This window comes from Streptomyces sp. WAC06614 (assembly GCF_003949795.1).
Taxonomy (GTDB): domain Bacteria; phylum Actinomycetota; class Actinomycetes; order Streptomycetales; family Streptomycetaceae; genus Streptomyces.
In genome coordinates, this window is the sequence record NZ_RPRY01000141.1 from 1 (window position 1) to 18,126 (window position 18,126).

Below are 18,126 nucleotides of genomic sequence, written 5' to 3' on the forward strand. Positions count from 1 at the left end.
CCACCGCCTCCGTGACCAGCCCCAGGCGCGAGGACAGCTTGCCCTGGCCCGCCCACGCCCCGAAAGGTCCCGCACCTCCCATGCCCGAGCTGGTGTTCTTCTCCGGAACGATGGACTGCGGAAAGAGCACGCTCGCTCTTCAGATCACCCACAACCGCTCCGCGCGCGGCCTCCAGGGCGTGATCTTCACGCGGGACGACCGGGCGGGCCAGGGCAAGCTGTCCTCGCGCCTGGGGCTGGTCACGGAGGCGGTGGAGGCCACCGAGGGCATGGACCTGTACGCGTACCTGGTGGGGGAGTTGTCCAAGGGCGGCAAGGCCGACTACGTGATCGTGGACGAGGCGCAGTTCCTGGCCCCGGACCAGATCGACCAGTTGGCCAGGATCGTGGACGACCTCGACATGGACGTCTTCGCCTTCGGCATCACCACCGACTTCCGCACGAAGCTGTTCCCCGGCTCGCAGCGGCTGATCGAGCTGGCCGACCGGATCGAGCAGCTCCAGGTGGAGGCCCTGTGCTGGTGCGGGGCCCGGGCCACGCACAACGCCCGGACGGTGGGCGGGCAGATGGTGGTCGAGGGCGCCCAGGTCGTCGTCGGCGACGTGAACCGCCCGGCCGAGGAGATCGGCTACGAGGTCCTCTGCCGCCGCCACCACCGCCGCCGCATGACCAGCGCCTCGGCCCACGCCGGGGCCCTCTCCCCGGACGTCCTCCCGGTCAACCACAGCTGACCGACCGCCCCGGCCCGTCCGGTGGCCTGCCGGAGGCGGCGGGGGCCCGGCTCCGCCGGCCCGCAGGGGCCGGCGGCGGGGCGTGTTACCGGTCGCCGGAGCGTTCCGCCGCCCGCTGGGCCTCTTCCGCATGCTTCTGCTTGATGCGGACGCTCTCCTTGCGGACCTCCGCCTGGGTGCTGCGCTCCTTCTGGAGCCACTCCGGGTTCTCGGCCTTCAGCGCCTCGATCTGCTCGGTGGTCAGCGCCTCCGTGATCCCCCCGCGGGCGAGGCCCGAGATGGAGATGCCGAGCTTGGCCGCGACCACCGGGCGGGGGTGCGGGCCGTTGCGGCGCAGGTCCTGGAGCCACTGCGGCGGCTCGTTCTGCAGCGCGTTCAGCTCGGCGCGCGAGACCACGCCCTCCCGGAACTCGGCGGGGGTGGCCTCGAGGTACACACCCAGCTTCTTCGCCGCGGTGGCGGGCTTCATCGTCTGGGCGGTCTGGTGCGACTTCATGGGTCAAGGGTATCGAGCGCCCGCGCCCCCGCCGACCACGGCCGGTAACCTGGCCTGGTGACAGGCTCGGACGCACCCCACTCGGACGCACCCCACTCGGACGCACCGCTCCCGGACCCATCGGCCCCCGCGGACCGGTCGGCGGCGGGCACCCCGTCGTTCCGGCTCGGCTACGTGCCCGGCGTGACCCCCGGCAAGTGGGTGCGGATCTGGCAGGAGCGGCTGCCCGACGTCCCGCTGGAGCTGCTCCAGACGACCGTCGGTGAGGCCCCCGGCCTGCTGCGCGACGGCGGGGCCGACGCCGGGTTCGTCCGCCTGCCCGTGGACCGTACGGACCTCAGCGCCATCCCGCTGTACACCGAGACGACGGTCGTCGTGGTCCCCAAGGACCACCTCGTGGCCGCCGCCGACGAGGTCACCGTCGAGGACCTCGCCGACGACATCGTGCTGCATCCGCTGGACGACCCCCTGGACTGGGAGGAGCTGCCCGGCAAGCCCGCCTTCGAGCGTCCGGCCACCACGGCCGACGCCGTCGAACTGGTGGCCGCCGGGATCGGCGTGCTGGTCGTCCCGCAGTCCCTGGCCCGTCTGCACCACCGCCGGGACCTCACCTACCGCCCGATCACCGGCGCCCCGCAGTCGCAGGTCGCGCTGTCCTGGCGGGAGGACGCGACCACCGACCTGGTCGAGGACTTCATCGGCATCGTCCGCGGCCGCACCGTGAACAGCTCCCGGGGCCGTCGCCCCGAGCCGGACCGGCAGGCGAAGGACAAGCGCCCGGAGAAGGGCGGCGGCACCCGGCAGAAGCCGGCCGGAGCCGGCTCCCGCACGGGCGGCGCCCGGACGCAGTCCAAGGCGGGCGGTGGCAGGACGGCCCGGGGCGGGACCGGCGGCGCCAAGGGCGCCAAGGGCGGCCCCAAGGGCACCACCGCCAAGCGCGGCCGCCCCCGCCGCAGCTCCTGACCCTCCCGGGGGCTGGGGGTCGCCGCGGCCGCGCCGTCCTTCGTGCGCGCCGCGTGACGCGCTTGCCCGCGCCCGGCTCCCGCGGGACCCGCGCGCTACGCCTCGGCCTCCACGAGCATGAACACCGCCCCCTCCGGGTCGGCGACCGTGGCGTGGCGGCCGTCGGGGGCCTCGGTCGGGTGCTGGAGGACCCGGCCGCCGAGCTCGGTGACCCGGGCGGTGGCCCGGGCCGCGTCGGTGACCGCGAAGTGGGTCATCCAGTGCGCGCCCCGGTCGTGCGGCAGGTCCCGGCCGACGCCGACCACCGACACGCACGGCCGGCCGGCGAGGCTCAGGGTCAGCCGGTCGGTCTCCGGCGACAGCCGCGGGCCGGGCTCGTGCCCGAAGACCATCTGGTAGAACTTGCCGACCCCGCTGTCCTGGGTGATCAGCTCGTTCCACACCGGTGTGCCCGGTACGCCCGACAGCCGGGCCCCGGAGTGCGCCGAGCCCTCCCAGATGCCGAAGACGGCCCCGATCGGGTCCGAGCAGATCGCCATCCGGCCCGCGTCCGCCGCATCCAGGGGGCCGACCGCCACCGTGCCGCCGCAGCTGCGCACCGCCTCCGCCGTGGCGTCGGCGTCGTCCGTGGCGAAGTACGTCGTCCAGGCGACCGGCAGGTTCCGGTCGGGCGGCAGCTGCCCGATCCCGGCCACCTCCTGGCCGCCCAGCAGCGCCCGGACGTACGGGCCCAGGGTCTGGGGGCCGGGTTCGTACTCCCAGCCGAACAGGTCGGCGTAGAAGTCCTCGGTCGTGCCGAGGCCGTGGACCATCAGGCTCACCCAGCACGGGGTGCCCGGTACGCGCCGTTCCGTGCCCGCCGGTGCCTCGGTCATATCGCTTCCGTCTCCTTGGTCGTGGCGTCGTCGCGTCCCCGCTCGCCAGATGGTTCCACTGTCCCGCCCGCGGCGCGCCCCGACAGCGCCGCTTTTGTGGCGCCCACGCAGAGATGACCGAATCGGTACGGGCCCTGGATGACGAAGGTGTTACGCCCGGTACCCCGCAGGGGAGGAAGATGGGCCCATGACTGCGATCATCTCCGCCGCCGAACTCTCCGACGCGCTGGCCGGCCCCCGGCCGCCGGTCCTCCTCGACATCCGCTGGCAGCTCGCCGGACCGAACCTGCGCCCCGAGTACGAGGCCGGCCACGTGCCCGGCGCCGTCTACGTCGACCTGGACCGGGAACTGGCAGGTCCGGCGGGCTCGGGCGGACGGCACCCGCTGCCGGACGTCGAGGAGTTCGGGGCCGTGATGCGGCGGGCCGGCGTGACCTCCGGCCGGCCCGTGGTCGTGTACGACGGCGGCCTGGGCTGGGCCGCCGCCCGTGCCTGGTGGCTGTTGCGCTGGACGGGTCACGAGGACGTGCGGGTCCTGGACGGTGGCCTGGCCGCCTGGACCGCGGCCGGCGGAGAACTCTCGACCGACGAGCCGGTACCGGCCGAGGGCGATTTCCGGCCAAAGCCCGGCGCCGTGGGGCTGCTGACCGCGGACGAAGCGGCCGAACTGGCCGGGGAGGGCGTCCTGCTGGACGCGCGCGCGGGGGAGCGCTACCGCGGTGACGTCGAGCCGATCGACCGGGTCGGCGGGCACATCCCCGGCGCGGTGTCGGCTCCGACCACGGAGAACGTGGGCCCGGACGGCCGGTTCCTGCCCGCACCGGAGCTGCGCGCCCGGTTCGCGGCGCTGGGCGCGGCGGACGCGCGGCCGGTCGGGGTCTACTGCGGCTCGGGCGTCTCGGGCGCCCAGCAGGTGCTGGCCCTGGAGATCGCGGGCATCCCGGCGGCGCTGTACGCGGGAAGCTGGTCGGAGTGGTCCTCCGACCCGGCCCGCCCGGTGGCCACCGGCCCGAAGCCGTAGGACGGTGCAGGGGGCCCGGGGGCCGGGCCCCCGGACGTCCTCACTCCTGCTTCTTGCGCCGGGTGCCGAAGACGATCTCGTCCCAGCTCGGCACCGCGGCCCGACGGCCCGGCCGGACGCCGTCGGCCTCGGCCTGGCGGTCCGTGGTGCCGATGAGCCGGTCCCGGTGGCCGGCCACCGTGCGCGGCATCAGGACGTCGGCGTACGCGGAGCCGGCACCCGCCGCGGCGGACGCGGCCGGCGGTTCCTCGGCGGCGGTGGCCTCCTCGGCCTCCGGCTCGGCGGCAGCGGCCGCGGGACGCTCGGGGACCACCAGGTCGCCCCGGAAGCTCGGGACGGCCTCCAGCAGGCTGGTGAGGCTGTCCCGTTCCTCCTCGGGCTCCGGTGCCGGGGCCCGTTCGAGCTGCCGGTCCAGGGTCCGGTCCAGCGGCCGGTCCCGGGGCAGCCGGGCGATGCGCGGCACGAACGGGAACGTCGGCTCCGGGGCGGCCGGCAGGTCGTCGGCCTCGCCGATCAGCGAGCGCGCCTCGTCGTCCACGGCCACGACCAGCCGCCGGGGCGGGTCGTAGGTCCAGCTCGCCGAGTGCGGTTCGCCCGCGACCCGGTAGACGAGCAGCACCTCCCAGGTGCCGTCGTCCCGGCGCCACGAGTCCCACTGCACGGAGTCCTTCTCGGCCCCGCGCAGCAGCAGCCGCTCCTGCACGGCCTCGCCGAGCTGCGGTCCGGTGTTCTCGCCGGGGCGCCGTACGGGGGTCTTGCGGGCGCGTTCGGCCATGAAGGCACGCTCCGCCAGCACCGGGCCCTCGAACCGCCGGACGCGGTCGACGGAGATGCCCGCGAGCTGTGCGACCTCTTCCGCGCTGGCGCCGGCACGTATCCGGGCCTGGATGTCGCGGGGACGGAGGTGGCTCTCCACCTCGATCTCGATCTGGTTCAACCGGGCGCGGTCGTTGCGCACGGCCGCCCGCAGTCGTTCGTCGATCGGAAGCGTGTACTCCGTGCCGTCCGCAGCCTTCAGCACCAGTCGTGTGCCGTCATTCGAGACGGCCACGACACGCAGTTCGGGCATGGGGACCTCCCGGGTGGTGCCTGCCGACGTCACGTGCGTCGCTGCTTCCGCTAGTCGAGTGTGGCCTGCCCGGGTGCAGCCTGCCACAACCTTGCCGAGTTAAACCGGCGTGTCGGGCATGCGCCCTTGATCGCCGTTATGGCACGGTTACCTGTTGGCCACGTACAGTGACCGATGGTCACTCTCTGCATCAGGCGCCCGTGCGGTGCCACGGCGCCGCCGGTTTCGAGTGCCGTTTCCCGTCATCCGGCCCCCACTTCCCGGAGCCGGGCATCCGAAAGGAAGCACGGTCCCAAGGTTCGCCACAGTACTCCATTCGGGCCACCCGGGAGGACCGCCGCGCCGCCCAAGTTGTCGCGGCGAGGGGGAGTTGACGGATCAACCATCTCGCCGTGCCTGCTGCGGCGGTCTGCCGCGGGTGTCCTGCTTCACAGAATCGGCCGAATTGGAACCATCTGTTCCGCTCGCCGGTCAGTAACTGCTGTAACCGGTGGAGCAGGGGTTGGAGATGGGACGCAGGACACCGCAGGACACGAAGCCGATGGGCGTACCGGGCGAGGCGCCGGAGGAGGGGAAGGGGAAGGGGCAGGGGACGGACGAGCACGGCAGGAAGCTCGACCTGAGTCTGGCCCAGGTCGCCGGCAGCTCCCTGGCCACCGTCGCCGCCGCCCTGCTCGCCTCCCGACTCGGCGTGTACGGGACGATCCTCGGCGCCGGTGTGGTCAGTGTCGTGGCCACCGCGGGCGGCCCCGTCATCCAGCACGTCTTCCGCCGCACCGGCGACCGGATCCGCGCCGGCGCCCGGCACCGGGACCGTCAGGTCCAGGCCCCCGACGCCCCGCGGACGTCGGCCGCACCTGACGCCCCGTTCGACGACCACTACGGCGAGCCGACCACCCACGGCACCCGGGTGCGCGGCTGGAAGCGCACGGCGGCCGCCGCCGGCGCCGCCTTCGGCATCGCGATCGGCGGGATCGCCGCGGCCGAGGCGGTCACCGGCAAGCCGGTCGGCGACCGGCCGCTCTACACGACCGTCACCGGCGGCTCCTCCGACCGGCACGGCGGCACGGGCGAGAAGTTCCGTGACGGGGAGGGCCGGGACCGGGACGGTGGCCGGACGCCCGACCGCCACGGCGGCACCCCCGACCCGGACCGCTCCGGGAGTCCCGGACCGGATCCCGGCCCGAGCGCCTCGACCCCGGCCCCGAGCCCGTCGCACTCCGGCGGTCCCGCTCCGACCCCGAGCCCGACGCCACCGACTCCGACCCCGACGCCCTCGGGCGGCACGCCGGACCCGCAGCGGTCCACGCCGGACGGGGCCGGTCAGTCGCCCAGCACGCGCCTGAGGTAGTCGTTGCCGAACACCCGGTCCGGGTCCAGCCGGTCGCGCAGCGCGGTGAACTCGCCGAAGCGCGGGTAGGCCTCGGCGAAGTACTCCGCGTCCCGGGTGTGCACCTTGCCCCAGTGCGGACGCCCGCCGTGGGCGGTGAAGATGCGTTCCGCCGCGGTGAAGTACTGCTGGTAGGGCGTGCCCTTGTACATGTGCACCGCGATGTAACCGGTGTCCCGGCCGGACGCCGTGGAGAGCGTGATGTCGTCGGCCGGCGCCGTACGCACCTCGACCGGGAAGCTGATCCGCAGGTCGGAGCGGTCCACCAGCGTCTTCAGCTCGCGCAGCGCGGCGACCAGCTCGGTGCGCGGAAGGGCGTACTCCATCTCCACGAACCGCACTCGTCGCGGGCTGGTGAACACCTTGTACGGGATGTCCGTGTACGTCCGCGCCGACAGGGCCCGGCTGGCGATCCTCGCGATCCCCGGGATGGCGGCCGGGACGGCCCGGCCCAGGGAGTTGACGGCCTGGAAGACGCCGTTGGACAGCAGCTCGTCCTCGATCCAGCCGCTGACGGCGCCGTTCGGGGCGGCGGGGCCCTGGCTGCGGTTGTTGCGCTTGGTGTTGCAGTTGCCGGTGTGCGGGAACCAGTAGAACTCGAAGTGCTCGTTCTCCGCCCAGTGCCGGTCGAAGTCGGCCGTCACCTCGTCGAAGCCCATCGGCTCCTCACGGGCCGTCAGCAGGAACAGCGGTTCGACCGCGAAGGTGAGCGAGGTGATCACGCCGAGCGCCCCCAGCCCGATCCGGGCCGCCGCGAACACCTCCGGGTTCTCCTTCTCGGAGCACGTCAGCAGCGTGCCGTCGGCCGTGACCAGCTCCAGCGCGCGGATCTGCGCGGCGATGGAGGCGGAGTCCCGGCCGGTGCCGTGGGTGCCGGTGGAGGTGGCGCCGGAGACCGTCTGCTCCATGATGTCGCCCATGTTGGTCAGCGACAGGCCCTCCCGGGCCAAGGCCTGGTTGAGGTCCTTGAGCGCGGTCCCGGCCCCGACCGTGACCGTGCCGGCCGTGCGGTCGATCTCCTGGATCCCGGCCAGGGCCTGGGGGCGCAGCAGCACCCCGTCGGTGGCGGCCACGGCGGTGAAGGAGTGGCCGGTGCCGACCGCCTTCACCCGGTGGCCGTCCGCAGCGGCCCGGCGGACCGCCTCCTGAAGCTCCCCGACCGAGGTCGGGGTCACCACGCGCGCCGGCGTGGCGGACACGTTGCCCGCCCAGTTACGCCACGCGGTCCCGTACGTCGCTGCTGTCGCCGTCCCCATCGCCAGAGAGCTCCTCCCCTTGCGCCGGCTCGGTCAGCCGGCGGACACCCGCGAACGCGACCGCCGCCGCGGCGACGCCCGACGCGATGGAGACGACGTACCCGGTCCCGGCCCCGGCCGCGTCGATGACCCAGCCGGCCACCGAGGAGCCGATCGCGACGCCGACCGCGAGCCCGGTGCTGGTCCAGGTCATGCCCTCGGTCAGCTTTTCGCGTGGTACGTGCGCCTCGATCAGGGCCATGGTGGTGACCATCGTGGGAGCGATGGCGAGGCCCGAGACGAAGAGCGCCACGGCAAGAAACGGAAGGTTCCCGGCCAGTAGGAGGGGGATCATACTCACGGCCATCGCACAGATGCCCACCACCCAGCGGATTTCCGCCCGGCCCTTGAAGTGCATCAGCCCGAAGACGATGCCGGCCAGGCAGGAGCCGAGGGCCCAGACGGCGAGCACGAAACCGGTGAGGGACTTGTGGCCCTGCTCCTCGGCGAAGGCCAGGGTGGCCACGTCGATGGAGCCGAAGATCGCTCCGGTGGCCACGAAGGTGGCCACGAGGACCTGCAGGCCGGGGGAGCGCAGGGCCGAGGAGGTGTCGGTCTGGGTGCCGCGCGGGTGCGGCTCGGGCTCGGTGGCCCGCAGCGCGGTCAGCCACCACACGCCGACCAGCAGGCAGACCACGGCGACCAGCGGGCCGGCCTCGGGGAACCAGCTCGCCGACAGCAGGGTGGCCACGGGCGGGCCGAGGATGAAGCAGACCTCGTCCAGCACGGACTCGAAGGAGTACGCCGTGTGCAGCTGCGGGGTGTCGCGGTAGAGGGCGGTCCAGCGGGCCCGGACCATCGAGCCGACGCTCGGCACGCAGCCCGCGAACACGGCGAGGACGAACAGGGTCCAGTCCGGCCAGGAGTTGGCCGCGGCGACCAGCAGCAGGCTGATCGCGGACACCGCCACGAGCGTCACCGGGCGCAGCACCCGCCGCTGCCCGTACTGGTCGACCAGGCGGGAGACCTGCGGGCCGAGCACCGCCGCGGACAGGGCGATGGTGGCCGTGAGCCCGCCGGCGAGGGCGTAGCGGCCGTTGATCTCCGTGATCATCGTCAGGACGCCTACGCCGACCATGGCGATCGGCATCCGGCCGACGAGTCCGGCGGCGCTGAACCCCTTGGTTCCGGGGGCGGCGAATATCGCGCGGTACGGGCTGGGCAAAGGGGGGCTCCGTAAGGGACGAGAGTGGCCCATACAGGTTACGGCCGGTCCGCGGCGCCCGCACGGGCATTCAAGAGGTGGAAAGTAAGGCTTACCTTACCTGTGGATGGACGGGTGTTCGGCCGGTGAGGCCGGTTACCCGTGGTCGGCGCCGGGTGGCAGGATGCGAGACATGTCAGACCAGCTCTCCACCCCCGCCTCGGGCGCCGGCCCGGCACGTCCCTACGACGCCCTGCTCCTGCTCTCTTTCGGCGGGCCCGAGGGCCCCGACGACGTGGTCCCGTTCCTGGAGAACGTCACCCGCGGCCGCGGCATCCCGCGGGAGCGGCTCAAGGAGGTCGGGCAGCACTACTTCGGCTTCGGCGGGGTCAGCCCGATCAACGCGCAGAACCGGGAACTGCTGGACGCGCTGCGCAAGGACTTCGCCGAGCACGGCCTGGACCTGCCGGTCCACTGGGGCAACCGCAACTGGGCGCCGTACCTGACCGACACCCTGCGCGAGATGGTCCGCGACGGACACCGCCGCATCGCCGTCCTCGCCACCAGCGCCTACGCCTCCTACTCCGGCTGCCGCCAGTACCGCGAGAACCTCGCCGACGCCCTGGCCACGCTCGCCGAGGAGGGCCTGGAACTGCCGCGCGTGGACAAGCTGCGGCACTACTTCAACCACCCCGGCTTCGTCGAGCCGATGATCGACGGCGTGGTCGAGTCGCTGGCCACGCTCCCCGAGGAGGTGCGCGCCGGCGCCCACCTCGTCTTCACCACCCACTCGATCCCGACCGCCGCCGCGGACACCTCCGGCCCGGTCGAGGAGCACACCGAGGGCGGGGCCGGCGGCGCCTACGTCAAGCAGCACCTGGACGTCGCCCGGGTGATCGCGGACGAGGTCGCCGCCCGGACCGGGGTGGCCCGCCCCTGGGAGCTGGTCTACCAGTCGCGCAGCGGCGCCCCGCACATCCCGTGGCTGGAGCCGGACGTCTGCGACCACCTGGAGGCGCTGCACGGGGCCGGCGCGCCGGCCGCGGTGATGGTGCCCATCGGCTTCGTCTCGGACCACATGGAGGTCATGTACGACCTCGACACCGAGGCCACCGCCAAGGCCGCCGAGCTCGGCCTGCCGATCGCCCGCTCGGCCACCGTCGGCGCCGACCCGCGGTTCGCCGAGGCGGTGCGGGAGCTGGTCCTGGAGCGGGCCGCCGTGGAGCGCGGCGAACCGGCCGAGCGCTGCTGGGTGGGCATGCTGGGGGCCAGCCACGACGTGTGCGCGGTGGGCTGCTGCCCCGCGCGGGCGCCCCGCCCGGCCGCCGCGGGCGTCGACAGTCCCTACGCGTGAGAGGCCGACCGGTGACCGGGGAACCGACCGAGGAACTGAAGAAGGAACTGCTGGAGCTCGCCCTCGCGGCGGCCCGGCAGGCCGGCGCGCTGCTGCGGGACGGCCGCCCGGCCGACCTGGCGGTCGCCAAGGTCAAGTCCAGTCCCATCGACGTGGTCACGGAGATGGACCTGGCGGCCGAGAAGCTGATCACCGGCTTCCTCTCCGAGCACCGGCCGGCCGACGGCCTGCTGGGCGAGGAGGGCGCCAGCACCGAGGGCACCAGCGGCGTCCGCTGGGTCATCGACCCGCTCGACGGCACCGTGAACTACCTCTACGGGCTGCCCAGCTGGGGCGTCTCCGTCGCCGCCGAGTACGCGGGCCGGGCCGTGGTCGGCGTGGTCGAGGTGCCGATGCGCGGCGAGACCTTCCGGGCCGTGGCCGGCGGCGGGGCCCGGCTGGGCGACGTACCGCTGTCCTGCCGGGCGGCGGCGCCGCTGGACCAGGCGCTGGTGGCGACCGGCTTCGGCTACCTCCAGGCCCGGCGGGCGCACCAGGCGGAGGTCGCGGCGCGGGTGATCCCGCGGGTCCGGGACGTCCGGCGGGGCGGGTCGGCGGCGATCGACCTGTGCGACGTGGCGGCGGGCCGGCTGGACGCGTTCTACGAGCGCGGGCTGAACCCGTGGGACTACGCGGCCGGCGACCTGATCGCCCGCGAGGCGGGCGCCCTGACCGGAGGCCGGCCGGGACGGCCCGCCTCCGGGGAGCTGCTGGTGGCCGGCAGCCCGGCCGTCTTCGCCTCCCTCCAGCCGCTGCTGGAGGAGGCCGGCGCCTGGCACGACGGCGACGCCGGGGCATGACCGCAGGGCCGCCGCGTCGTCGGGTGTGACGGGGAACACCGCGGGCCGCCCCTTTCCGAGGGGCGGCCCGTGGTCGTCCCGCACCAGGAGGGTGCGGGACGCAAAGGGGTGGGGACCCGGCGCCGGCGGCGTCCGGGCGCGATCAGCCGCAGGCGGCGGTCACCTGCACGCCGTGTTCCGCGGCGAGCCGGTGGAGGTCTTCCAGCTCCGCCTGTTCGACGTCGGCCAGGAACTCGTCGCCGGATTCCCGTGCCTGCCTGAGGTCCGACTGGGTGTTCCTGATGCGCTGCAGGAGACCCGCGGTGAATGCGTCCATGGAGGTGCGCCCCTTCTTCGTGGGTCGGCGGCGGCTACGGGGGCCGTGGCACGCCGCGTGAGGGAATGGGTCGGGGGTGTGGTGACGTCCTCCCCGGCACCCTGGACGCAGAAACCTCTCCAGGTCGGGGAATCCTTCCCTCCGTTCCCTCGGCGCCCCGCCCAGCTGCGCCTTACTGCCGGTTTACGGCCGAAACCGGCAGGATGGATGACGCAATACACGTGTGCCCGCAAGGGCTCGGAGGAAGGACGGACGACGTGCGCGTACTCGTCGTCGAGGACGAGCAGCTGCTCGCCGATGCGGTGGCCACCGGACTGCGCAGGGAGGCCATGGCCGTGGACGTCGTGTACGACGGCGCGGCGGCGCTGGAGCGCGTCGGGGTGAACGACTACGACGTGGTCGTGCTGGACCGGGACCTTCCCCTCGTGCACGGCGACGACGTCTGCCGCAAGATCGTCGAGCTGGGCATGCCCACGCGCGTGCTGATGCTGACCGCCTCCGGTGACGTCAGCGACCGGGTCGAGGGCCTGGAGCTGGGCGCCGACGACTACCTGCCCAAGCCGTTCGCCTTCAGCGAGCTCACCGCCCGCGTGCGCGCGCTCGGCCGGCGCACCACCGTGGCGCTGCCGCCCGTGCTGGAGCGCGCGGGGATCAAGCTGGACCCGAACCGCCGTGAGGTGTTCCGCGAGGGCCGTGAGGTCCAGCTCGCGCCGAAGGAGTTCGCGGTGCTGGAGGTGCTCATGCGCAGTGAGGGCACCGTGGTCTCCGCCGAGCAGCTGCTGGAGAAGGCGTGGGACGAGAACACCGACCCCTTCACCAACGTGGTGCGCGTCACGGTGATGACCCTGCGGCGCAAGCTCGGCGAGCCGCCGGTCATCGTGACCGTGCCGGGTTCCGGATACCGGATCTGACGCGGATGGCGACCACTCCGGCGCCGGCCCCGGCGCCTGCGAAACCCACCTGGGACCCCGGCCAGCCCGAGGGTCCTTTCCCTTGGCTGCGGCCGACCATCCGCATACGGCTGACCCTGCTGTACGGCGGCATGTTCCTGATCGCGGGCATCCTGCTGCTGTCGATCATCTACCTGCTGGCGGCGCAGGCGCTGCGCGAGGGCAACGCCCTGCCCTTCAAGATCGTCGGCGGGACCAAGGTCGAGGTGTCCAGCACCACCTGCCCCGGCGTGGGCATGGACCAGTCGATCGACCAGTTCAACATGGCGATCACCGAGTGCGTGAACGTCCAGCGCAAGCACGCCCTGGACGACCTGCTCAGCCGCTCGCTGATGGCCCTGCTGGGCCTGAGCGTGATCGCCTTCGCCTTCGGCTACGCGATGGCCGGCCGGGTGCTCTCGCCGTTGGGCAAGATCACCCGCACCGCCCGCCGGGTGGTCGGCTCCGACCTCACCCGCCGGATCGAGCTCGACGGGCCGGACGACGAGCTCAAGGAGCTCGCGGACACCTTCGACGAGATGCTGGAACGGCTGGAGAGGGCCTTCACGGCGCAGCAGCGGTTCGTGGCCAACGCCTCGCACGAGCTGCGCACACCCCTGGCGATCAACCGCACCCTGCTGGAGGTGCACCTCTCCGACCCCGGGGCCCCGGTGGAGCTCCAGCAACTGGGTAAGACGCTGCTGGCGACCAACGAGCGCAGCGAGCAGCTCGTGGAGGGCCTGCTGCTGCTGGCCCGCAGCGAGAACCAGATCGTCGAGCGCAAGCCGGTCGACCTGGCCGAGGTGGCCTCGCGGGCCATCGACCAGGCACGCGGCGAGGCCGAGTCCAAGGGCGTGGAGATCCGCGGCGAGCGCGGGCTCGCGGTGGTCCAGGGCAACGGGGTGCTGCTGGAGCGGATCGCCCTCAACCTGGTGCAGAACGCCGTCCGGTACAACGTGCCCGAGGGCGGCTGGGTGGAGGTGACCACCGAGGTCCAGCACGGCCAGGCGGTCCTGGTGGTCTCGAACACCGGTCCCGTGGTTCCCGCGTACGAGATCGACAACCTCTTCGAGCCCTTCAGGCGGCTGCGTACCGAACGAACGGGCAGTGACAAGGGTGTGGGCCTCGGGCTGTCGATCGCGCGCTCCGTGGCGCGCGCCCACGGCGGCCGGATCCATGCGGAGCCGCGCGAGGGCGGTGGCCTGGTGATGCGCGTCACCCTGCCGCTCTGAGGATCGACCCCGATTTCTCTCAGGGCTGAATCGCTGGGGGGTGCGAGACGGGTGATTTCTGTGTGATCGATCACATTGTCGAGTGCCCCCCTCTGCGTGATCCATGACCTTGTGCTGGCCGAAACGCCCGGGAAAGTCCGGGTTTCCGGCGGCCGGAATGGCGGGAAATACACGGGGTGGCCTTCGTGCAAGAGGGCCGCAGGACCGTGTACGGTCCGCCTCGACATCCCGGCCCGTCGCCCCTTCAGGCGTGCGGCTGGGTGTCGATTGAGTAACAGACCTTGATGTGAGGCAAAATCTCCGCCTCAGGTCGGGCACAAGTCCGGCCTCTCGCGCGTTACGTGCGCTGAGACACCGCAAACACCCAGAGGGGGAGAGCGACACATGGCAACGGACTACGACACCCCACGCAAGACCGACGACGACGTCGACAACGACAGCATCGAAGAGCTGAAGGCCCGGCGCAGCGAGAAGACGTCCTCGTCCATCGACTCGGACGACTTCGACGCCGCCGAGAGCCTGGAGCTCCCGGGCGCCGACCTCTCCAACGAGGAGCTGGCCGTCCGCGTGCTGCCGAAGCAGGCCGACGAGTTCACCTGCATGAGCTGCTTCCTGGTGCACCACCGCAGCCAGCTCGCGCGGGAGAAGAACGGTCAGCCGATCTGCCGCGACTGCGACTGAGGACGCCGGCCTTGACCGGCTCGACGCCGTCCCGGAAGCGTCTCTTCCGCAGGCCAGGAGGTCCGGCGGACGCGCACGCGGACACCACGGGCCCGGAAACGGGCCCTGGGGCCGCCCAGCCGCCCGCCGTGACCCCGGATGCCTCGGCCACCCTCCCGTCGACCACGGGGGTCGACGAGGGGCCCACAGGCGCGTCCAGGGGCGGCCGGATGAAGGCGGCCGTCAGGGACGGCGTGCGCAGGAGCCGAGACGGCGCGCGGGCTGCCGTCCTCCACATCGCCGACTGGATCATCGAGAACGCCCCGCGCGTTCCGGTACGGGACCTCGCGACGCTGCGCGCGCAGTTCCCCGGTCTCGGCCCCGATCAGCTCGCCGACAAGCTGATCGCGGGCGCGGCGAACGCCACCTCCACCGTCGGCGCGGGCGTCGGCGCGGCGGCCATGCTGCCCGTACCGCCCGCCATGCCGGCCGAGCTCGCCGCCGAGATCACCTCGGTGGCGGCGATCGAGCTCAAGCTCGTCGCCGAGCTCCACGAGGTCTACGGGCTTCGCCCGCCCGGCAACCTCAAGGTCCGCAGCATGTTCTACCTGACCGCGTGGACCGAGGAGCGGGGCGTCGACCTCCGGAAGCCGACCACGCTGAACGCCGCCCTCGGCGGCCAGATGAAGCGCGAACTGCGCCAGCAGATCATGAAGCGCATGATCCGCAGCCTGCCGAACCTGATGCCCTTCATGGTCGGCGCCGCCGTGGGCGCGGTGATGAACCGCCGCGACACGAAGAAGGTGGCGGAGAAGATCCGCGCCGACCTGCGCTCCCGAGCCGTGTCCTGGGACGCGCTCCCCGAGCTCCCGCCGCTCCAGCGGCACCCCGACCCCCTGCCCGCGCCGCACCCCGGCCCGAAGGGCATCGAGGGGCCTGCGTAGGCCCGGCGGGGCACGACCGGGCCGGCCGCACAGCCCCGGGACCCGCCCGGTGGCCCGGGGCGGCCTCAAGGAAGCCGCCGTGCCGTCAGGCGGCCGCGGCGTCGTCAGGAAGCCGCCGCCTGCTCCTTCGCCGCCCGAAGCGCCGAGGCCAGCGCCTCCGGCTCACGGGTCGACAGGTAGACGTACGGCGTGGGGTCCGCCGGGTCGGTGACCTCGACCCGGACCGCCGTGGGGACGTAGCTGCGCATCAGCATGAACGCCCGGGTGTCCGCCTTGTACGTGCGCCAGGCGCGCGCCTCCTCGGCGTCCAGCACCTCGGGCTCTCCCAGCGCGCCCACCGGGATCCGGGCCTCGCCGGCCGCCAGCGCCCCGTTCACCACGCGCACGCGCGCGGAGCCGTAGCTGCTCACCAGCAGCCCCGCCAGCGCCGTCCCGCCCACCAGCCCGGCCAGCAGCGCCGGGGTGCCCAGCGGCACGAACGTCAGCGCACAGCCGACGCCGACCAGGGCGGCGATCGCCCACCAGGAGCGGGGGGCGGTCAGTCGTTCGTCGTGGTGCGCGGGGGAGAGCTGCATGCCTCAAGCTTGGCACGGGGCGACCGGCGGGTAGCCGCGCGGGTAAGGTCTGCGCCTGTGAGTGGACGAAACCCGAGCCTGACGCCGCCGGAGGACGCCTCGGCGCCGGTGCGGCACCCCGAGGCGCCGGCCCCCGGCGAACTCCTCGGTGCGCACTACGAGCACTGTTTCGGCTGTGGCGAGGGCCAGCCGCACGGGCTGCACCTGCAGGCCCGCGCGGGGGACGGCGTACGCGTCACCGCCGAGTTCACCGTCAAGCCCGCGCACCAGGGCGCACCCGGCCTCGCCCACGGCGGCGTCCTGGCCACCGCGCTCGACGAGACGCTGGGCTCGCTGAACTGGCTGCTGCGCGTCATCGCGGTCACCGGCCGGCTGGAGACCGACTTCGTGCGGCCGGTGCCCGTGGGCACCGTGCTGCACCTGGAGGCCGAGGTCACGGCGGTCGCCGGCCGGAAGATCTACTCCACCGCAGTCGGCCGGATAGGCGGGCCGGAAGGACCGGTCGCCGTACGAGCCGAGGCCCTGTTCATAGAGGTGAAGGTCGACCACTTCATCGACAACGGACGGCCCGAGGAGATCCGGGCGGTCATGGCCGACCCGGACCAGGTCAGGCGCGCCCGCGCCTTCGAGGTGAATCCCTGAGATGTCGTACAACAACGCACCCGTCGACGTGCTGATCAAGCTCGTGGACCCCGAGGTGCCCCTCCCGGCCTACGGCCACCCCGGCGACGCCGGCTGCGACCTGGTCACCACCCAGGCCGCGGAGCTCGCCCCCGGGGAGCGGGCCGTGCTGCCCACCGGGATCTCGATCGCGCTGCCGGACGGCTACGCCGCCTTCGTGCACCCGCGCTCGGGGCTCGCGGCCCGCTGCGGGCTCGCGCTCGTGAATGCCCCGGGGACGGTGGATGCCGGGTACCGTGGGGAGATCAAGGTGATCGTGGTCAATCTCGACCCGCGCGAGAGCGTCCGGTTCGAGCGCTTCGACCGCATTGCCCAGCTGGTTGTCCAGCGAGTCGAGAAGGTGCGCTTCCACCAGGTGGCGGAGCTTCCCGGCTCGGCACGGGCCGAGGGGGGTTTCGGCTCCACCGGCGGTCATGCGGCTGTGGCCGGAAACGGCGCTGGTCAGCAGGGTGGGAATGGCTACGCTTCGGTCGTATCCGACCGGGAAGGACAGTGACGTGTTCGGACGTCGCAAGAAGAAGGGCGCCTCGGGCGACGGTGACGAGGCCGAGCAGGTCGCGGGCGGCATCGCCACCGAGGACGCCGCGGACACCGCGGACGCCGAGGAGCAGCCGCGTCGGGTGAACCTGCCGCCGGCCCCGCGGCCGGACGGCCCGTGGGACATCAGCGAGGTTCCCGGTGACGGGACCGAGGGCCGCGTGGACCTCGGCGGCATCCTCGTCCCCGGGGTCGAGGGCATGGAGCTGCGGGTCGAGGTCGCCGGTGACGCGATCGTCGCCGCCACCGTGGTCCTGCACGACAGCGCCATCCAGCTCCAGGCGTTCGCCGCGCCGAAGAAGGAAGGCATCTGGGGCGAGGTCCGCGAGGAGATCGCCTCGGGCATCACCCAGCAGGGCGGTCTCGTCGACGAGGTCGAGGGCCCGCTGGGCTGGGAGCTGCGGGCCCAGGTGCCCGTGCCGCTGCCGGACGGCCAGACCGGTGCGCAGCTCGTGCGTTTCGTCGGTGTCGACGGACCGCGCTGGTTCCTGCGCGGCGTGGTCTCCGGCCAGGGCGCGGTGAACCCGGAGAAGGCCGGCCTGCTGGAGTCGATCTTCCGTGAGACGGTCGTCGTCCGGGGCGAGGGCCCGATGGCCCCGCGCGACCCGATCGTCCTGAAGCTGCCGAACGACGCCCAGATGGTGCCGGACGGCGTGCAGACCGAGGACCAGGGGAACTCCCGCTTCTCCGGCGGCATGGGCCAGCTGGAGCGCGGCCCGGAGATCACCGAGGTCCGCTGACGCATCGAGCGCGGCCGGTGGCCCGTACCCCCTCGCGGGGGGCGGACCACCGGCCGTCGTGCGTCAGGGTTGCGTCAGGGAACCCCCGGTAGCACCTCCCACGTGCGTGAACGGGAGGAATGTCCCGGAGAATGGGCGCATGGGACGCGGCAGCCTTCGGATCTATCTCGGCGCGGCACCCGGCGTCGGCAAGACGTACGCGATGCTTTCGGAGGGGCATCGTCGGGTGGAGCGCGGGACCGATTGTGTGGTGGGTTTCGTGGAGCATCACGGTCGGCCGCGTACGGAGGTGATGCTGCACGGGTTGGAGCAGGTGCCGCGTCGGGAGTTGGCGT

At 73.1% G+C, this 18,126-nt stretch carries 20 protein-coding genes and 1 pseudogene; 14 read left to right on the plus strand and 7 right to left on the minus strand.

The annotated features are described in order from the left end of the window. Positions 1-80 precede the first annotated feature (80 nt). Positions 81-731, plus strand: a complete 651-nt coding sequence (locus EF918_RS19675; protein ID WP_125648021.1) for a thymidine kinase — start codon at positions 81-83, stop codon at positions 729-731. An 85-nt stretch (positions 732-816) separates the two neighbouring features. Here the strand turns inward: EF918_RS19675 and EF918_RS19680 are convergent, their stop codons facing one another. Beyond that, positions 817-1,227, minus strand: coding sequence for a DUF5997 family protein (locus tag EF918_RS19680; protein ID WP_125648024.1), 411 nt, complete (start codon positions 1,225-1,227; stop codon positions 817-819). A 174-nt stretch (positions 1,228-1,401) separates the two neighbouring features. Between EF918_RS19680 and EF918_RS19685 the strand changes: the two genes are divergently transcribed. Then, positions 1,402-2,190, plus strand: coding sequence for a LysR family substrate-binding domain-containing protein (locus EF918_RS19685; protein ID WP_260610387.1), 789 nt, complete (start codon positions 1,402-1,404; stop codon positions 2,188-2,190). A gap of 95 nt (positions 2,191-2,285) precedes the next feature. Here the strand turns inward: EF918_RS19685 and EF918_RS19690 are convergent, their stop codons facing one another. Further along, positions 2,286-3,065: a VOC family protein gene (locus EF918_RS19690; RefSeq protein ID WP_125648030.1), complete on the minus strand. Its 780-nt coding sequence runs from the start codon at positions 3,063-3,065 to the stop codon at positions 2,286-2,288. A 187-nt stretch (positions 3,066-3,252) separates the two neighbouring features. Between EF918_RS19690 and EF918_RS19695 the strand changes: the two genes are divergently transcribed. Further along, positions 3,253-4,086, plus strand: a complete 834-nt coding sequence (locus EF918_RS19695) for a sulfurtransferase (protein ID WP_125648033.1) — start codon at positions 3,253-3,255, stop codon at positions 4,084-4,086. 40 nt (positions 4,087-4,126) lie between these two features. On the opposite strand, the gene sepH is transcribed toward EF918_RS19695, so the two are convergent. After that, positions 4,127-5,188, minus strand: a complete 1,062-nt coding sequence (gene sepH / locus EF918_RS19700; protein ID WP_125648036.1) for a septation protein SepH — start codon at positions 5,186-5,188, stop codon at positions 4,127-4,129. A gap of 475 nt (positions 5,189-5,663) precedes the next feature. Here sepH and EF918_RS19705 point away from each other — a divergent pair, with 475 nt between their 5' ends. After that, entirely contained in the window at positions 5,664-6,506 is an 843-nt protein-coding gene (locus EF918_RS19705; protein WP_312847842.1) for a hypothetical protein, read from the plus strand. Here EF918_RS19705 and EF918_RS19710 read toward each other — a convergent pair. Next, the gene (locus tag EF918_RS19710) at positions 6,479-7,801 is read right to left on the minus strand and encodes a D-arabinono-1,4-lactone oxidase (RefSeq protein ID WP_125648039.1); all 1,323 of its coding nucleotides are present in this window, start codon (positions 7,799-7,801) and stop codon (positions 6,479-6,481) included. The two genes, EF918_RS19705 and EF918_RS19710, sit on opposite strands and share 28 nt — an antisense overlap. Continuing rightward, on the minus strand, positions 7,758-9,005 hold the full coding sequence (locus tag EF918_RS19715) for an MFS transporter (protein WP_125648042.1): 1,248 nt from the start codon (positions 9,003-9,005) through the stop codon (positions 7,758-7,760). The genes EF918_RS19710 and EF918_RS19715 overlap by 44 nt, the downstream gene beginning before the upstream one ends. Positions 9,006-9,177: 172 nt before the next feature. Between EF918_RS19715 and EF918_RS19720 the strand changes: the two genes are divergently transcribed. Both EF918_RS19720 and EF918_RS19725 read left to right on the plus strand, forming a co-directional pair. Next, positions 9,178-10,338, plus strand: a complete 1,161-nt coding sequence (locus EF918_RS19720) for a ferrochelatase (protein WP_125648045.1) — start codon at positions 9,178-9,180, stop codon at positions 10,336-10,338. A gap of 11 nt (positions 10,339-10,349) precedes the next feature. Next, a complete protein-coding gene (locus EF918_RS19725) occupies positions 10,350-11,177 on the plus strand; it encodes an inositol monophosphatase family protein (protein WP_260610385.1) in 828 nt (275 codons plus the stop codon). Between the two features lie 142 nt (positions 11,178-11,319). Here the strand turns inward: EF918_RS19725 and EF918_RS37075 are convergent, their stop codons facing one another. Then, positions 11,320-11,493, minus strand: a complete 174-nt coding sequence (locus EF918_RS37075) for a hypothetical protein (protein WP_185921823.1) — start codon at positions 11,491-11,493, stop codon at positions 11,320-11,322. 257 nt (positions 11,494-11,750) lie between these two features. On the opposite strand from EF918_RS37075, the gene EF918_RS19730 reads away from it, so the two are divergent. The 4 genes from EF918_RS19730 (at position 11,751) to EF918_RS19745 (ending at position 15,258) form a co-directional block, all read left to right on the plus strand. Then, on the plus strand, positions 11,751-12,404 hold the full coding sequence (locus EF918_RS19730) for a response regulator transcription factor (protein WP_030154340.1): 654 nt from the start codon (positions 11,751-11,753) through the stop codon (positions 12,402-12,404). Between the two features lie 5 nt (positions 12,405-12,409). Then, positions 12,410-13,654 (plus strand): HAMP domain-containing sensor histidine kinase, encoded by a 1,245-nt coding sequence (locus tag EF918_RS19735; protein WP_125648051.1) that lies wholly within the window; start codon positions 12,410-12,412, stop codon positions 13,652-13,654. Between the two features lie 384 nt (positions 13,655-14,038). Beyond that, positions 14,039-14,335, plus strand: a complete 297-nt coding sequence (locus EF918_RS19740; RefSeq protein ID WP_125648054.1) for a DUF4193 domain-containing protein — start codon at positions 14,039-14,041, stop codon at positions 14,333-14,335. Positions 14,336-14,346: 11 nt separating this feature from the next. Further along, the gene (locus EF918_RS19745) at positions 14,347-15,258 is read left to right on the plus strand and encodes a hypothetical protein (protein ID WP_125648057.1); all 912 of its coding nucleotides are present in this window, start codon (positions 14,347-14,349) and stop codon (positions 15,256-15,258) included. Between the two features lie 104 nt (positions 15,259-15,362). Here EF918_RS19745 and EF918_RS19750 read toward each other — a convergent pair whose 3' ends face one another. Further along, entirely contained in the window at positions 15,363-15,833 is a 471-nt protein-coding gene (locus EF918_RS19750) for a DUF3093 domain-containing protein (protein WP_125648060.1), read from the minus strand. A 57-nt stretch (positions 15,834-15,890) separates the two neighbouring features. Here EF918_RS19750 and EF918_RS19755 point away from each other — a divergent pair, with 57 nt between their 5' ends. The 4 genes and pseudogenes from EF918_RS19755 to EF918_RS19770 all read left to right on the plus strand — a co-directional run. Then, positions 15,891-16,475 (plus strand): PaaI family thioesterase, encoded by a 585-nt coding sequence (locus tag EF918_RS19755; protein WP_125648063.1) that lies wholly within the window; start codon positions 15,891-15,893, stop codon positions 16,473-16,475. Position 16,476: 1 nt separating this feature from the next. Then, positions 16,477-17,010 carry a dUTP diphosphatase gene (gene dut / locus EF918_RS19760; protein ID WP_125648066.1) on the plus strand — a complete coding sequence of 178 codons (534 nt, stop codon included), beginning with the start codon at positions 16,477-16,479 and terminating at the stop codon, positions 17,008-17,010. A gap of 1 nt (position 17,011) precedes the next feature. Next, a complete protein-coding gene (locus tag EF918_RS19765; protein ID WP_125648069.1) occupies positions 17,012-17,791 on the plus strand; it encodes a DUF3710 domain-containing protein in 780 nt (259 codons plus the stop codon). A 139-nt stretch (positions 17,792-17,930) separates the two neighbouring features. Further along, positions 17,931-18,126, plus strand: a pseudogene (locus EF918_RS19770) (sensor histidine kinase KdpD); the annotation flags it as partial.

Excerpts from the sequence above, each read along its gene's own strand:
- EF918_RS19705 (WP_312847842.1), top strand. The coding sequence starts at position 5,664 with ATGGGACGCAGGACACCGCAGGACACGAAGCCGATGGGCGTACCGGGC.
- EF918_RS19710 (WP_125648039.1), bottom strand. The coding sequence starts at position 7,801 with ATGGGGACGGCGACAGCAGCGACGTACGGGACCGCGTGGCGTAACTGG.
- EF918_RS37075 (WP_185921823.1), bottom strand. The coding sequence starts at position 11,493 with ATGGACGCATTCACCGCGGGTCTCCTGCAGCGCATCAGGAACACCCAG.
- EF918_RS19675 (WP_125648021.1), top strand. The coding sequence starts at position 81 with ATGCCCGAGCTGGTGTTCTTCTCCGGAACGATGGACTGCGGAAAGAGC.
- EF918_RS19695 (WP_125648033.1), top strand. The coding sequence starts at position 3,253 with ATGACTGCGATCATCTCCGCCGCCGAACTCTCCGACGCGCTGGCCGGC.
- EF918_RS19750 (WP_125648060.1), bottom strand. The coding sequence starts at position 15,833 with ATGCAGCTCTCCCCCGCGCACCACGACGAACGACTGACCGCCCCCCGC.
- dut (WP_125648066.1), top strand. The coding sequence starts at position 16,477 with ATGTCGTACAACAACGCACCCGTCGACGTGCTGATCAAGCTCGTGGAC.
- EF918_RS19720 (WP_125648045.1), top strand. The coding sequence starts at position 9,178 with ATGTCAGACCAGCTCTCCACCCCCGCCTCGGGCGCCGGCCCGGCACGT.
- EF918_RS19735 (WP_125648051.1), top strand. The coding sequence starts at position 12,410 with ATGGCGACCACTCCGGCGCCGGCCCCGGCGCCTGCGAAACCCACCTGG.
- EF918_RS19680 (WP_125648024.1), bottom strand. The coding sequence starts at position 1,227 with ATGAAGTCGCACCAGACCGCCCAGACGATGAAGCCCGCCACCGCGGCG.
- EF918_RS19690 (WP_125648030.1), bottom strand. The coding sequence starts at position 3,065 with ATGACCGAGGCACCGGCGGGCACGGAACGGCGCGTACCGGGCACCCCG.
- EF918_RS19740 (WP_125648054.1), top strand. The coding sequence starts at position 14,039 with ATGGCAACGGACTACGACACCCCACGCAAGACCGACGACGACGTCGAC.